The sequence below is a fragment of the Halomonas sp. RT37 genome (assembly GCF_040070525.1).
Taxonomy (GTDB): domain Bacteria; phylum Pseudomonadota; class Gammaproteobacteria; order Pseudomonadales; family Halomonadaceae; genus Halomonas; species Halomonas litopenaei.
In genome coordinates this window covers 2,965,803-2,980,221 of record NZ_CP098827.1, presented here as the reverse complement: position 1 = coordinate 2,980,221, position 14,419 = coordinate 2,965,803, and the positions used below count along the sequence as shown (strand labels likewise).

The 14,419-nt window shown below is 61.7% G+C and carries 12 protein-coding genes; 2 read left to right on the top strand and 10 right to left on the bottom strand.

Going from position 1 to position 14,419, the window contains the following annotated elements; translation table 11 throughout:
- Positions 1-34 precede the first annotated feature (34 nt).
- The 4 genes from NFG58_RS12900 to NFG58_RS12885 all read right to left on the bottom strand — a co-directional run bounded on the left by NFG58_RS12900 (position 35) and on the right by NFG58_RS12885 (position 4,261).
- The gene (locus NFG58_RS12900) at positions 35-1,621 is read right to left on the bottom strand and encodes an SLC13 family permease (protein WP_348826669.1); all 1,587 of its coding nucleotides are present in this window, start codon (positions 1,619-1,621) and stop codon (positions 35-37) included.
- A gap of 229 nt (positions 1,622-1,850) precedes the next feature.
- The gene (locus NFG58_RS12895; RefSeq protein WP_124803758.1) at positions 1,851-2,576 is read right to left on the bottom strand and encodes a hypothetical protein; all 726 of its coding nucleotides are present in this window, start codon (positions 2,574-2,576) and stop codon (positions 1,851-1,853) included.
- A 153-nt stretch (positions 2,577-2,729) separates the two neighbouring features.
- Positions 2,730-3,857, bottom strand: a complete 1,128-nt coding sequence (locus NFG58_RS12890; RefSeq protein WP_108132881.1) for an HlyD family secretion protein — start codon at positions 3,855-3,857, stop codon at positions 2,730-2,732.
- Positions 3,857-4,261 (bottom strand): DUF3302 domain-containing protein, encoded by a 405-nt coding sequence (locus NFG58_RS12885; RefSeq protein WP_108132880.1) that lies wholly within the window; start codon positions 4,259-4,261, stop codon positions 3,857-3,859. The genes NFG58_RS12890 and NFG58_RS12885 overlap by 1 nt, the downstream gene beginning before the upstream one ends.
- Positions 4,262-5,028: 767 nt before the next feature.
- On the opposite strand from NFG58_RS12885, the gene NFG58_RS12880 reads away from it, so the two are divergent.
- Together NFG58_RS12880 and NFG58_RS12875 are read left to right on the top strand one after the other, a co-directional pair.
- Positions 5,029-5,454 (top strand): thermonuclease family protein, encoded by a 426-nt coding sequence (locus NFG58_RS12880; RefSeq protein ID WP_348826668.1) that lies wholly within the window; start codon positions 5,029-5,031, stop codon positions 5,452-5,454.
- Complete coding sequence (locus tag NFG58_RS12875) at positions 5,451-5,744, top strand: hypothetical protein (protein WP_348826667.1); 294 nt, start codon at positions 5,451-5,453, stop codon at positions 5,742-5,744. The genes NFG58_RS12880 and NFG58_RS12875 overlap by 4 nt, the downstream gene beginning before the upstream one ends.
- 19 nt (positions 5,745-5,763) lie before the next feature.
- On the opposite strand, the gene NFG58_RS12870 is transcribed toward NFG58_RS12875, so the two are convergent.
- From NFG58_RS12870 to NFG58_RS12845, 6 genes are all read right to left on the bottom strand, one after another.
- Complete coding sequence (locus tag NFG58_RS12870; RefSeq protein WP_348826666.1) at positions 5,764-8,427, bottom strand: host specificity factor TipJ family phage tail protein; 2,664 nt, start codon at positions 8,425-8,427, stop codon at positions 5,764-5,766.
- Entirely contained in the window at positions 8,424-8,819 is a 396-nt protein-coding gene (locus NFG58_RS12865) for a hypothetical protein (RefSeq protein ID WP_348826665.1), read from the bottom strand. Before NFG58_RS12865 ends, NFG58_RS12870 begins: the two co-directional genes overlap by 4 nt.
- A gap of 37 nt (positions 8,820-8,856) precedes the next feature.
- A complete protein-coding gene (locus tag NFG58_RS12860) occupies positions 8,857-9,348 on the bottom strand; it encodes a DUF1833 family protein (RefSeq protein ID WP_348826664.1) in 492 nt (163 codons plus the stop codon).
- Between the two features lie 87 nt (positions 9,349-9,435).
- Positions 9,436-11,532, bottom strand: a complete 2,097-nt coding sequence (locus NFG58_RS12855; protein WP_348826663.1) for a M14 family metallopeptidase — start codon at positions 11,530-11,532, stop codon at positions 9,436-9,438.
- A 69-nt stretch (positions 11,533-11,601) separates the two neighbouring features.
- Complete coding sequence (locus NFG58_RS12850) at positions 11,602-12,060, bottom strand: hypothetical protein (protein ID WP_348826662.1); 459 nt, start codon at positions 12,058-12,060, stop codon at positions 11,602-11,604.
- Entirely contained in the window at positions 12,060-14,393 is a 2,334-nt protein-coding gene (locus NFG58_RS12845) for a hypothetical protein (RefSeq protein WP_348826661.1), read from the bottom strand. The genes NFG58_RS12850 and NFG58_RS12845 overlap by 1 nt, the downstream gene beginning before the upstream one ends.
- Between the last annotated feature and the right edge of the window lie 26 nt (positions 14,394-14,419).

The window sequence follows — 14,419 nt, the reverse complement described above, 5'->3', positions numbered from 1 at the left end:
GACAACAGGACAATCCGACACTTTTCAGACAAGCCTAGAAGCGAAGGCCCAGGGCAAGCCCTCCCAGCAGGTAGCAGAACAGGGTGATCAGGGCGACGCCGATCACGTTGAGCACGATCCCGCCACGGGCCATCTGCGAGATGGTGACGGCGCCGGAGCCGAACACGATGGCGTTGGGCGGCGTGCCCACCGGCAGCATGAAGGCGCAGGTCGCGGCGAAGGCGGCAGGTATCAGCAGCGTCATGGCGTCGGCGCCAATGCCGACGGCGACCCCGCCCAGCACCGGGATGAAGGTTGCGGCGGTGGCAGTGTTGGAGGTGATCTCGGTAAGAAACAGCACGATCGTCGTCACCGCCACCACCAGCGCCACCATCGGCAGCGCTCCCAGCGCGCTGACCTGTTCGCCGAACCAGCCGTCGAGCCCTGACGCTGCCACCGCGCTGGCCAGCGACAGACCGCCGCCGAACAGCAGCAGTACGCCCCAGGGCAGGCCATCCTCGGCGTCCTGCCAGTCCAGCACCATGTCGCCCTTGGCGTTGCCCGGCAGGAAAAACAGCACGATACCGGCGCCGATGGCGATGGCGGTGTCATTCAAGGCGTCAAGGAACGAAAACCAGTCGCCGATCAGCGGCAGGCTGGCGATCAGCCCCGGCACCACCCACAGAAAGGCCGCGCCGGCGAACACGAACATCACCATGCGTTCGCCCTGGCCGAGCGGTCCCAGGTGATCGAGCTGGTCTTCGATCATCGCCTTGCCGCCGGGAATCTCATCGAGCTTGAAGCGATAGAGCACCCGGGTCATGAGTACCCAGCCGATCAGGATAAAGGTCAGCGCCAGGGGCAGACCGACCATCATCCACTGCAGGAACCCGATGTCCCGGCCCAGTTCGTCGGCGGCGTAGCCGGCGACGATGGCGTTGGGGGGAGAGCCCAGCAGGGTGCCGAGCCCGCCCATCGAGGCCGACCAGGCGATGGCCAGTACCAGGCAGACACCGAAGCTGCGGATGTTGTCATCCTTGATGATGTCCGAGACGCGGCCGCCCTTGTGCAGGTCTTCTCCGACCGCGTCACTGTCCTGTGAGCTCGAGCGTTCCACCACCAGGGTCAGCACCGACAGCGCAATCGGCAGCATCATCAGGGTGGTGGCGGTGTTGGACACCCACATGGACAGAAAACCGGTGGCCAGCATCATGCCGAGCACGATACGACGAGGTTCGACCCCGACGCGATGCAGGGTGGTCAGGGCGATACGCCGGTGCAGTTGCCACTTTTCCATGGCGATGGCGATCAGGAAGCCACCGAGAAATAGAAACACGATGGAGCTGGCGTAGGGAGCGGTGGCCTCGGACACCGAGCGTTCGGTCAGCATGGGAATCAATACGATGGGCAGCAGCGAGGTGACCGACAGCGGAATCGCCTCGGTCATCCACCAGATCGCCATCAGGGTGCCGATGGCGGCCACCCAGCGGGCATCTGGCGACATCGACTCGGCACCCCCAAGGGCCACCCAGACCATGGCCGCACCGGCCAGCCCGAAGGCCCGCAACGACCAGATCAGCCGAGGCGAGCGTCCGCCGCTGTCGCTGTCAACGTCCTGTTGTTGTGTAAGTGACTCTGCCATGGGGCCTCCCGCCGATCGCGAAGATGGATGTGACACTGCGGTGATGTACCGCCATCTCAGCGTAGACGAGGGCCAGGGACGCCGAGTTTGGGGGCCGACGTCGGCGAACAGGATGGAGCGAACCGGCACAGCCTGATCGGTCATTCGCTCGGGCGGGGACTAGGTGGCGAGAGGCGAGAGGCGAGAGGTGAGAGGTGAGAGACGAGAAGCGAGAGGCTGTCTGCGGACCTCAGACAATGGCGTCGAAAGGGGCCTTTGGGGTGACGTCATCGAGCCGATGGTAACTGGCCAGCAGGCGGCGGCTGACGCGAACATTGTTGTGAAGCCGCTGTCTGTCGTCATTGGACGTCGACGCCTCGCCTTGGCGCTCGAGACAGGCTTCGGCCCGATCCAGCAGCTCGCCAAGCTGGGCGGGTGTAAAGTCGTGGCCCGATGATGTCCGTTGCGAGGCAGGCAGGGAGGCGTCCTGCGGCAGCAGTTCCAGGATGCGGTGGTACTGGCTATGCAGCAGACGATGGAGGGCGCGGGCGAGGTCCTGTGACAGGTCGGCCTGAAGGCCTTCGGTAGCGACCTTGTCGTCAAGTTCCAGCAGTGCCGGTACACGGGGATCGACGCCGTGGATGGCGTGTTCGTCTTCGGGGTGCTTCAGCGTCAGCGGTATCAGCATGCGGTAGAGATGAAGGCGGTCGCGCTCCAGCGATTTGCGCGTGGCGTCGGCTTCCTGGCTCAGGCGGTTGAACTTGACCTGGGCGCCGAGGGCGTTGATCTGACTGACCGAACGGGAATAGCCGATCACCAGCGCGCTGACGAGACCCAACGAGAACAGCGATACCGCTGCACCTCCGTTGACGTCGTCGCGACTGTCCAGCAGCCAATAGCTCAGAGCGGCGCTGGCGATGACGATCACCAGTGCCACCCAGGTATTGGTGCGCGTTGATTCCTTCCTGCTGTGCATCCTTGCCCCCCGCCCCCAGCCACCTGGTGTGCCTTTCGTCGGGTACACCAGGAAAGGCTGGGTGCTGTCTGTCGCTCCCTGGTTCGCCACGCTGGGCGAACCTGACTGGGGCCAGCCTAGCAGCGGGTCAGCGTTGGCGAAACGCCTGTCGACTCAGTGGTCGATGTAGACATAGTGCTGCCAGCCGAGCATGCGCAACAGCACCTTGCGCATGATGGCGACGTGGTGGAAGTGCTCGGTGTAGACCGCTGCCTGGGCGCCGATGCCCAGCGGCATGTCCGGCATATCCTGGCCCGGGGCGAGCTTCAGGGTCACCAGCGCAGGGGCGTCGGTCCTGGCGAAGGCGTCGGCGCCCAGCAGTCGATCACCGGCGGCGACCTGGGACTCGGCGATGGCCGGCAGCACCTCGATGACTTCGGCGGCGAACACCTGGCCTGGCAGGGCGGTGAAGGTCAGTTCGGCCTCGTCGCCTGGCTGGATACGGTTGAGCGCCTGCTGGCGGAAGGCGCCGGTAAAGCGGCCGGGTTCGTCATGCACGAAGACCCCCAGTGGCTTCAGCGGCAGCGGTACCGCCATCATTCCCGGGCGCACCGCGAGCTGTGTCAGAAAGCCGTCAGTGGGTGCGCGGATGACCGTATTTTGCAGATCATATTGTGCCTCGGCCAGTTGGGCGCGCTTGGCGACGACCAACGGGTCCTCGTCATCGCCGTCGGGGCGCTGTTCGGCGCGGGCCCGCTCGAGGGCAGCCTCGGCCTGGGCGACACGTGCAGCCGCGGTCTGGGCGTTCTGGGAGGCTTCGTCGATCTGCTGACGGCTGAAGGCCGAGGAGGCGGCCTGATAACGTGCCAGGGTCCGACTGGCCTGATCTCTATCGGCCTGGGCCGCCACCAGGTTGGCCTCGGCCTCGGCAACGCCGGCGCTGCGACTGTCGGAATTGCGCAGGGCGTCTTCGAGCTCCGCCGTCAGCCGCTCTACCCGGGACTCGAACTGGGTGGCGTCCAGGATGAACAGCGGGGTACCGGCCTCGACCAGGGTGTTGGGGTCGACCTCGACGGAGCTGACCCGGGCCCGGACCTCGGATACCAGCGGCGTCACCGCGTAGGCCTGGCGAACCTGGCGGGTAAAGGGATGGTTGTAGTTCATCAGCAGCACCAGGGTCGCGACCACGATGATGCCGCCGAGTACCGCAGTGGGGACCGTCCACTTGTTGAGCGGGATGCGGAAGATCTTGAACACGGCGATACACAGCGCCGCATAGGTCAGCACGATAAGCAGATCCATCAGTCCTGACCTCCCTGGGTATTGCCGGACGTATATTGGGCGCGAGCCGGTTGCTCTGCCTTGAGCGACGGCGCTGAGGCCTCCTGGGCGTCGAGTCGCTGGCGCAGGTGGTCGAGTTCGAGGCGTAACTCGTCGATCTCGCTGCGCTCTCGCGCCTGTTCTTCCTCGATCTGCTTGAAGCCCCAGCCGCGATCCGGCCGGTAGAGGGTGGCCCAGATCCACAGGAAGGGCCACAGCACATGCAGGGTGAACAGGCTGACCCAGCCGGCGACGTGGATCGCGTCCTGGTGCGGATGGTCGCGCTTCTTGGCGATACCGTAGGGGATGTCGTGGATGACGATGACACCGTAGAACAGGGTCAACACCACGAAGCACAGGATGCCGAGGGCAAAGTAGTTCAGCATGCAATGACCTTTTTTCGCGGACCTGCGCAACGTGCGAGGTCGATTTCAATCATGGAACATGCATGTAACGATAGCAGGATCGAGCCCTGACAAAGCCAACGGATGCTTAGGCGGCGTCAACGGGGAGCTAGGCGTGTCGAAGCTAGGGCGCGTCGAGGCTAGGGCGTATCGAAGCTAGGGCGTGTCGAAGCTAGGGCCAGGGGCCGAGCCGACAGGAGGAAGGTCAAGAAGAATGCTGGACCTGAGGTCGAATGAAGTGTGCTCGCTCGACGGGTCCGAAAAGATGGTGCGGATGGGGAGACTCGAACTCCCACGCGCTAAGGCACTAGAACCTAAATCCCGATTGGCCTGTGAGAATTTGGCTAATATGGCCTAATATCAATGCTTTGCATGCCGGGCGCACCGACTGCAATGTGACTGTTTGCATCGATTGGTACACACATAGGCGGGCCTACGTGGTGCCGGCGTCACAATCTGGTCACAGCACAACGCGCCATGGGCTACCCTATGGCAGGTCGTGTTGATGAGGGTGGGCTAATGCAGATTGATCCAGTGGTCTCAAGGTTCGTGGACGGAGGCATTGATCTGTACTGTCCAAAATGCGAGAACAGAGAGTGGCAACCTGAATCGCACGAAGGATTCAGTCTCTTTCATGTGTGGCATGAGTATCACGGTTGCCAAGAGATTCACACGAAGTGCACGGTTTGTGAAAACAAGCACGTGGCTAGGACGTCGTCGCCAAGGTGCTGAGAACAACAGTTCTCACTATGGCTGCGCTACTGTGGTTGCCTTTCAGTTCTCATGCCGACTACGGCAGCGCCACCGTCGCCAGGGTGACCAGCATCGTTGACGGCGACACGTTCCGGGCCGACATCGAGGGCTGGCCGGCGGTGATTGGCGAGCGGATCCCCGTACGCATCGAGGGCATCAATACGCCAGAGATGCGCAGCCAGTGCCCGACGCCCGAGCAGCAGGAGCGGGAGAAGGCTTTGGCCAGGGAGGCCAAGCAGTTCACCGTGGCGGCGTTGCGTGATGCCGAGCGCATCCAGCTGCACGAGATCGAGCGCGGCAGTTTCTTCCGGATTCTCGCGAGGGTGACGGTAGACGGTCGCGACCTGGGCGACAAGCTCATGGAGGCAGGGCTGGCACGGCCATACCGGCCAGGGGCCAGCAAGACTCAGTGGTGCCAATGAGCGAGTACGAGATCACCCAGTGGCGCAAACGCCTCGAGCGTAAGGGCTGGCTCGGCCTGAGCCGGTCATCTCCGCCGATCGACAGGCTAGTCGAGTACCACGTTGTCTGGCAGGGTTGGTTAGTCAGCGGCCGCTGCATCCTTGGCAAGGAGCTCAAGAACGACTGGTGGGTGCCAGGCACGCCGCAGTACCTGCTATCCCGCAAGCATGGCATCAGCGATGGCGTGTGGCGGCTGGCGAAGGATCAGCAGGCAGAGGTGGGGCAGGTGAGGCGGCGGTGGGCAGGGTGACGCCATCCCTGGCGCTCGCCTACACCGGCACGCTGTCGTCATCCAGATATACACGGGGGTCATACCCGACAGCCTTGACGTCAACAGACTCAAATCCGTTCGGATCGATCTCTGTGATCAGCACGTCATGGCTCCATGAGGACTCGGGGCCGAAATAGACGTGCGGCGGCTCCATGCTGGGGTAGATCACCGGAATGTCTTCCGCAGCCGTGACGCCCTGCATGATCACCTCGTCCTCGGCACTGCCCTGGGCAGCCGGGAACGGGCCGGCCATGGTGCCGTCAGCGCGGCGCCAGGCCACGACATGCGCGCCGCCGGCAGGCCAGTCCAACGGCTCGGTCACGAACAGCCGGTAGTCGCCACCGCCCATATCCTCGCACCCCTCCAGCAGCATTGACTGCCCCTGGCCGGGTACATCGGTGATCAGTGCATTGCGGCGCATGTACCGTGAGTTGAGCGCGTCCAATTCGGTGGAGAAGGTGAACTCCTTGCGCCGGTACTTGAGCTCGCGGCGGCGGCGCATGCCGATCTGGTACGCCTGGGTGCGGCTGGTCACGCCATCAAGGCGCAGCTTCTCGGTCTTGAAGCCTTGATCACCCGGAAGCCGGCACTGCACCTCGTCTTCTTCCCACGTCGTCTCGTTGATGAACTCCACGTCAACGCCATCATGGTCGTCAGGGCGAGGCATGGTGATGCCGAACGAGATATCGCTCACCACGTTCTGCGCGCTGTAGGAGTGCTCCACGACCGCCTGGGGCTCGTCCCGCGCCGGGCTCAGCTTGCCGGCGGCAATGGTCAGCTCGGCCATGCCGGCGATCAGGCAGCGGTTCAGCGATTCCTTTGCGGTAGAGTCGTCAGCCTCGATGAAGTTGAACTGGTCGCCGCGGGCTTTCCAGATGGCATCAAGCCGGTCCAGTTCATCCAGGTCGATCTCGGCGTCGGTGTAGCCCACGCTCCGGGCGACATGGGCGAACCAGGGGGCAATGTCGCGCGTCGGCTGCGGCGCTGTCCATGTGCCATTCTCACGCACTGGGAGCTTGCGTGTGGCCACCACTGACACCTGGTTCTCGGTCTGGCTGGCAATTGCGTCGGAGCCGGTCACCGTGAGGGCGATCACCGTCACGCCCTCATACCGGCTCGGTGCATTGTCGAACCTGGCGCGCAGCCCGTACCACTCCAGACGGTCGACAATCTGGATGTCGTTCGACTCGGCCTTGACGCGACGCACCTGCACCTCGGGACGCATGGCGTAGGGCAGGGTGAGCCGGAACGTCCACCCGATCTGGTCCCGGGTGCGGCCTGTGACTGACTGGCCAAGCGTAGTCCAGGTGGTGCCGCCGACAGGCCGATAGCGGATCTCGATGTCGCGGTACAGCCGGTAGATGTTCCCGCTCGACTCGCCGATCTCGCATAGCCCTTGGGGAGCGAAGATGTCCCACTCCAGGGTGTTGGTCACCTCCCCCTCGGGGCAGGCGGTAAACGGCAGAGTCCAGTAGCCGACCAGCTCATCGGACGAGATAGTGACTGAGGCATTGCTGGTGGTGAGCGTCGGGAATCCCGGCCAGCCGGTGGTGCCGCGTGCGGTCATCTTGAGCCCGTCGGTCACCGTCTCCACGACCTCATAGTCGTAGCCATTGCGGGTGATGGTGATGGTCCGGCTCCCTTCGGGAAGCCCAGAAGCTGGAAGCCACCCTTGGTTGATCACGAAAACCTCGAGAGTCAGCTGGCCAGGGGTGCCAGGCGTGTAGTCGAGGACGCGATAGGAACCATCATCCAGCCCGTCAATCTCGAGCGCATTGCCTGGGCTCAGCATCAGATAATCGAAATCCCCCTCGATGATGTCGGCACCAGCCCCGGGGTCGCTGATCGTGACCGACTGGGGGATAGCGATGTCGATGACGGCGCCGGCCAGCCAGCCATTGGGCAGTTCGCCTGATGATGTGATCTCGTCCCCGCTGAACGTCAGCTGGCCGGGCCACGACTTGTCGGCATCCCGGTTGGACGGCAGCCGAATGCCATTGGCGCCAACGCTGGGCCCGACCTCGGGCGTGTTGTACCAGTTCTGATGCGCAGAGTGGCCGGTGACTGTCTCGCCCGGGCCGAAAATCTGGTAGCCCACAGCCGAGGAAAGCGCTCCGATCCGGGTGTTGCCGATGCGGATCTCGTCGGGGTCGATCTCGTACTCGCCCTTGCCGACGCACAGCAGCAGGTCCAGGGCCTGCACCTTGGGCTCAACAAAGCGGCGGCGCGGGGCAGTGAGATAGTCGGGGAACCGCCGGTGCCGACCGGCCAGTTCGGGGATCACGTCGCCGGTCTTGACCTTGTTGCCCGTGGCGGAGGCCTCGAGCAGCGAGCTACCCTTGCCGCCAGACTTGTTTGACTGGCTGGGTATCGACGGCTTAAGCAGGAACGTGGCCGCGACCGCCACAACAGCCGCAATTGCGGCCGCTATCAATGTTTCCGCGCCGCCTGGCTGCGGGCGAATCTCGACGTCGTGCCAGTGATGCAACGTCGTTGCTGCCCACTCGCCCTTGTCGATCAGCTGCCCATCGACCTTTACGGTGACCCGCTCGCGGGCCACTTCGGGCACCCGGGCGTCGACCCATTCGCGCACCGACTGACCACGCGGCTCGTCAATGATCAATGGCTCGCCGGGCAGGACACTGGGATAGAAGCGGATCACGAATAGTACCTCACGGTCATGTACTTGCTCTCGAAGTCGGCGATGCTCAGCCAGCGGCAACCGATCTTGCGGCCGGTCTCCAGCACGCCAAGGCGCCCATTGACCTCGACGCACACGCCAACGTGCACGCAGAGCCGAAATTTCCAGATGGTGGCGATCGCGCCAGGCACTGGCGGCCCCTCGGCAAAGGCATCGACCTCGGCCTGGTAAGCATCCGTCAGGCCGCGCTTGTCGTCAGGCGAGATGGCACCGTAGCTCGGCAGCAGGGGGAGGCCGAACAGCTCGTTACGCACGGCGCGGACGAGGCCCCAGCAGTCGTATGCCAGGCGTCCGGACACGGCTTCGCCACGCCCACCATCGCGGTAGGCGCTCATCAGGTAGGGCTGGATCATGGGGCACCAAAGAAAAGCCCCGCTCAGTGGCGGGGCGTCAGAGGTATTTCAAACCGGGCGCGAAATCGGTCGTGTACCGGTCTCGCGGCCAGGCCATGTTGATGATGTCGAGGTAGGAACAGACCACCTGCATGGTCGCTCCCTTGAACTCCGGGGCCACCAGCACCATCCGTAGCGGCGGTTCAGCAGGCTCCGACAGATCGCTCGACAAGTACATGCGATAGATCACCGTCACTGGCTCCGGGTCGTCGCTGTCGATCACGGCCAGGATGGCGTTCTGCGCCTGGCCGGTGACGTTCTCGATGGCGAACTGCAGGTTCTGCTGACCCGTAGCGTCACGGGCCGGCAGGGACACGTCCAGGGCCGAGGCCTTGAACGTGACCACCTCGCCAGTCTCGAGCGTCACGGTCTGATCGACGAATCCCGAGCAGGTGCGAATAGCCGGGAACGAAGGATGGCTTATTTCCAGCGTTGACACTACGACAGCCCCAGCGGGCGCTGAGGCGTATGACACATTTATACTAACCATGATATGAGTCCGTGCTATCGCATTTGATATATCCCTTCGTCAAACATATTGACCTTCTGAGCTTATTGCCGCGCCGATACGGGCAAGTCAAATTGGGTCTCCGTCTCCAAATGGAAGCCTTCTCAACCAGTTGCTATCATCGACCGGTTCATTAAAGAATAGCCATGTATGGCTAGGTCCGTCCGCCGGCGTAAATCTCAGCACTGCCGAGTAACGGTTAAGAGAACCGCCGATGTTTTCTATATATGCTTGAGGCTCCAAGCGGATAGGGATTCCTGCAAAGACAGGGATGCACATAGAGAATGGGAGAGTAATACGGCCGCCGGCATCAACTGTTCCATATGTCTCGATGTTTGCAGAACTGTCTGAAGACTTGAAGATATCTCGGTAGCCTCCATCTTGCCCAAATCTGTGCTTGAGAAACACCCTTGTCTCAGGGTAAGTGCCCGATGCATTCGTTGCAAACGTGGCATGTCCGTTGACTTCGATGAATCCATTAGTCTCGACTTCAAATGCATCTTCGGGAAGAACAGACTGGTACGAGCTCGCAGAAGACATCGAGACGCTAGTTGTCGTGGTGTAGAGTCGCGCAGATGGTCCCACCAGGGTATCGTGGGTGGGCTTGTAAAGCGTCGCAGCCTGTAGATAGAAGTTCCCGAACCAGCGTACTGCAGCCGTCATATCTTCCGAATCAAACGAGACCCCAGAAACAAGTCCGGGAGCAAACTCCGGGTTCCAGGAGTGGACGTTGTGGTTGTATGCAAACCAGTTGAAGCTAGACGGGTTCGCGTTTGATCGGTTTGATGAAACCTCTCCATCCTTGGATAGATTTCCGATAAGCCGATCTACAGAAGACCTCGATGTCGATAGTGGGTAATCGGGGCCAAAGCACGGATAGTGAATACCTGATGCCGGCCCGCCAAAGTCATGAGAATCTATGATAGCGACAGCGTCCGGGTGGGACGCAGCCAAATTTCTGAATAGACGAGTCTCGACTTCGGAAAAAGCTGATCCGCCCTTGTAGTCATGACCATATGCAGAATCACCTACATACTGAGACCATCGATAATCCCAGTTTCTGTTTAGATCAACACCATTGGAGTTATAGCGAACCCTCGGATTCTGCGAGCTGCCCCACGGATTGACGATAGGGATAATGATCCAGCGAACTTTCCAACGAGCCCACCTAAGTAGCTGGCTTCCTTTCCAGTTTGTTGCAACCTCCCGCATGAAATACGCGGTGGCTATCTGGTTCATGATCTCTGAGCCATGCGTTGAGCAGCCTATGACGACTGTTTTGTCATAATCCTGCGGCGAGAAAATGTACTTGTATATGTTATGCGTTGACGATTCGTCCTTGCCTAGCGTCGTCCTTGAAACCCAACCGGGGTTTTCAGCGCGTAAAGGCTCCCACAGGGAGTTGATGAAACCCTCTGAGTCAGCACCACCATTAGACGTGTCTACGAAATCAGACGCTGGCGGCTGGGCGATAGGCTCCCATACCGTATTGACCACCCCTGGGTCAGACGCCCCCTCTGTGAGGTCTCCTACCACCGCGCTCAGCTTGTCTTTTTCGCCGAGATATTCGAGCTCCGAATCCTGCTTTACAAACTCGCCTTGGGATGCATCCCAATTATACGGCCCGTCGTCGACCACATGAACAGTCTGACCATCGGCGAGAGCGTCGGTTGGCAGCGCCTCCAGCTCCGCAGTGGAATCCACATAGATAACCGCGCCCTTAACCTTTAGCCCCCCTTGCCCGGAATCTACACCTGACGCCAACTCTTGGCGGAGCGCCGCATCACCCACTGCCACCATATTGACCTCATCGGTCGTCCAGTCGGTGGTGGTGTAGGGCAGTTCTTGATCAGGCTTTAGGCGGTAGAACTCGCCGTCTTTGGTGAAAAGCTGGTTGAGCGCAGTGATGGTCAGCGGGCCGTCGGCGTCATAGTCCTCATACGCGCCGCCGGCACCGGTTCCGGTGTATCCGCTGTTGACCAGGAACTGCTGGAAATCCTGCTCCATGCCATGCCACGTCTTGCGCGGAACGCCCAGGCGGTCGGGGTGCTCGGTTTTCTCCTGGCTATTGACCAGCACATCCAGATTTTGAGCGTTGTCGAACAGGTCGCGCGGATCAGCTGAACCATTCGGGAGGACAGGGTTTCCGGTAGCGTACTTGGTCATGGGGAAGTCCTTGGGATCGGGCACAAAAAAGCCCGCTCTTTGGCGGGCTCCAGGGGATATTGTTGGGCGTCAGGCCCGTGGCCACTCGTGGTTGAGCGCCAGGTCAATGATGCTGCTGCCGAGGATGAAATCTGGTGCGATCTCGATCCAGTCGGCTGGCATGAGCGGCCGCTCGAACAGCTCGACCTGGGCGGTGATACGCCATGAGTCGAGGCCCACGAGCTGCGGGCCGTCGTAAATCTGCATGAATCGGGCCTCGTACTTCTTGAGGCCCATCGGCGTCAGCGTCGGCCAGTCGAACCACTCGGTGCCGCTCTTGAGCGTGTGTGCGTGCCACCCCTCGAACAGCTGCGCCTCGGGCGTCGTGAGCAGCCACGAGACGCTGACTCGCGACGGCACGGACGTGAACCGCTGCCGCATGCGGGATCGCCCGCTGGCCATGTCGGTGCGTAGCACCGGGTCGACGTGATTTAGGCCGTATCCCTCGCGCAGCGGCAGGGGGAGGCCCTTGGGGTATTCGATAGCCATTAGTTCCCTCTGCGCTGAACGTTGGTTTGCCCCCGGAGAGCCTTGATGTACCGCCCGTCTTTATTGAGGTCTTGCAGCAAGACGTCTATGACCATCTTGCCGTCTTCCATCCTCGTGCTAGCGGTCGCCTGCATTGGCTGTCCGTTATTCACTACATTGACGCTGACATCGCCGCCAGATCGGTTGCGCTGAACGTCATCCAGCGTACGGTCCAGCTTGGCGCTGGTATCGGCGGTGGTGACCCGTTCGCCCTTCTGGAGAAGCCAGGTGCCGTCCTGTGGGACCGAGTCGATGCCGTCGTGGGCCATGCCCGCAACAGACATCGCCGCCACGCTCGCTGCAACCGGCTGAGTGGCTGCGATGGCTGCTGCCATTGCACCAGGGGCGAGGACGGGGCCAACAATCGGTATGGCAGCGGTGGACGAATAGGCGTTCAAGCCCGCCATTTGTGACATGGCCTGCGCATTCGCCGCCTGCGTAGTCGCGGCGCTGGCCTGGGTGGTCCTGCCCACGAGCATTTGCACTGCTTGGTAGGCGAGCCATTCTGCGGCCATCTCGCCCAAGGCATTCACGATTGATCGAGCCATGCCATCGGCAATCCCGTAAACCGCATCGCCAAGGGACTCAGCATCAAAGATCATCGATTCGAAGGCATCACCAAACCGGGACGAAAAATTGTCGATCGTATCGCCCGCCAGTTCGTCGAAGTTGGTGAACGCCTCCTGTGCGCCCTCTAGCCATTTCTCCCAGTAACCATCGTCCTCGCCATCCTCCATGGCGCCGCCGCCAGCCAACTGCTCCATGAACCCGCCTGTCAGGCCGACCGAAAGCTCGTTCGCTAAACGCTGCTGCGCATCAGCTAAATCGAGCGTCTCGTCGGTCTTCTCGCGAAGATTTAATAGCTCAAGGTCTTCACGGTACTGGGCCCACGTAGCCTTGGCGGGATAAAGCCTATCAAGCAACTGCTGCTGGGAATCGGCCAGCTCGCGAGCCGCATCGGAAACTTCTTTCTGCGCAGCCGCTTGCGCCTTGAGTGCCGCCTCGCGATCCTTCGCATTCGGCAGAGAGCTGCCAGTAACCGTCATGCCCGGCAGGGCAATATCGGAAGCCAGCTCATCGGTGCTGTTGCGAACCTCGCGGAGCCATTCATCAATGACTGTTTTGGGAAGCGGCTCGTTGAACGCCTCGACAAACTCCTGGCGCGCATCCTCGCCAAGGCCAGCCATCTCGTCGCGCAGCGCCCGGATGCCCTGGGCGTAGCTGCTGTCTTGGAAGGAGCTGATCAACGGGATGTCATCGACACCCGGGATATGGTTGATGCCGTCGATCACGGTGTTGATCGCGCCGGCCACTTGATCCATCAGGAACGTGGCAGCGTTGGTGATCTCGGCAAACACGGCGGTGTAGGCCTGACCCACTGAGAAGGCGGCAGCCCGCATGCCCTTCATCACGACTTCGATGCCGTGCAGGGCGTTGCTCAGATAGCCGATCACCTCAAGCGATGATTCGACGGCGTTGCGGACTGACTCGCCAAAACCGTCGCCGTCAGCGGCAAGCTCTACCAGGTCGTCACCAATGGTGGACAGGTAGGGCGATAACTCGGCGGCGATCAATTGGCCGGTGGTGGCGAGGATTCCATTGACTCGATCGAACTGGCGCCCAAACTCATTCAGCTTGGCGATGTCCAGCTCTGACAGCACGATGCCCAGTTCGTCAGCCTCGGCAGCCATGTCGGCGAATCCCTGGCCACCATCGCGAAGCAGAGGGATCAGCGCAGTGGTGTCGCTGGCGATGGCCTCGAGGTAGAACGTCATATCCTGCTGGGAAAGGTTCGCTCTCTCCAGGCTGTCGTAGTAAAGCTGGAGCGCCTGCGGCCCTGACAGGTTCCTGAACTGATCGGCGGTCACGCCAACCTGAGGCGCGATGTTCTCGAAGAAATCCGCCATCTCCCCGCCACCGCTTTGCATGAAGTCACCGACGCGGTCGTTGACGTCCTGCAGGATCTGGGAGAGCTTGTCTTGCTCGATCTGCACCGACTGGGTGGCGTATGCCATGCGCTGGAATTCTTCGACGCTGGCATTGGCTACCTGAGCCTGGTTCTGCAGCGTCCGGGCGTTATCAGCAGCCGTCTTGGTCAGAGCGACGATTGCGCCGCCCGCGGCAGCCACGGTGCCCGCAGTGGCTGTGATAGCAGTCGCAGCCCCTTTGAACGACTTGGCAATATCCGCCATGTCCTTTTTGGCGGCCCGGGACGCCTGATCCATGGGGCCGGTGAAACCGCCCACCCGGGCCACCAAGTCGAGCGTGAGTTGTCCGAGTGAGCGAACGGCCATGTTTTCTCCAGGCAAAAGAAAGCCCC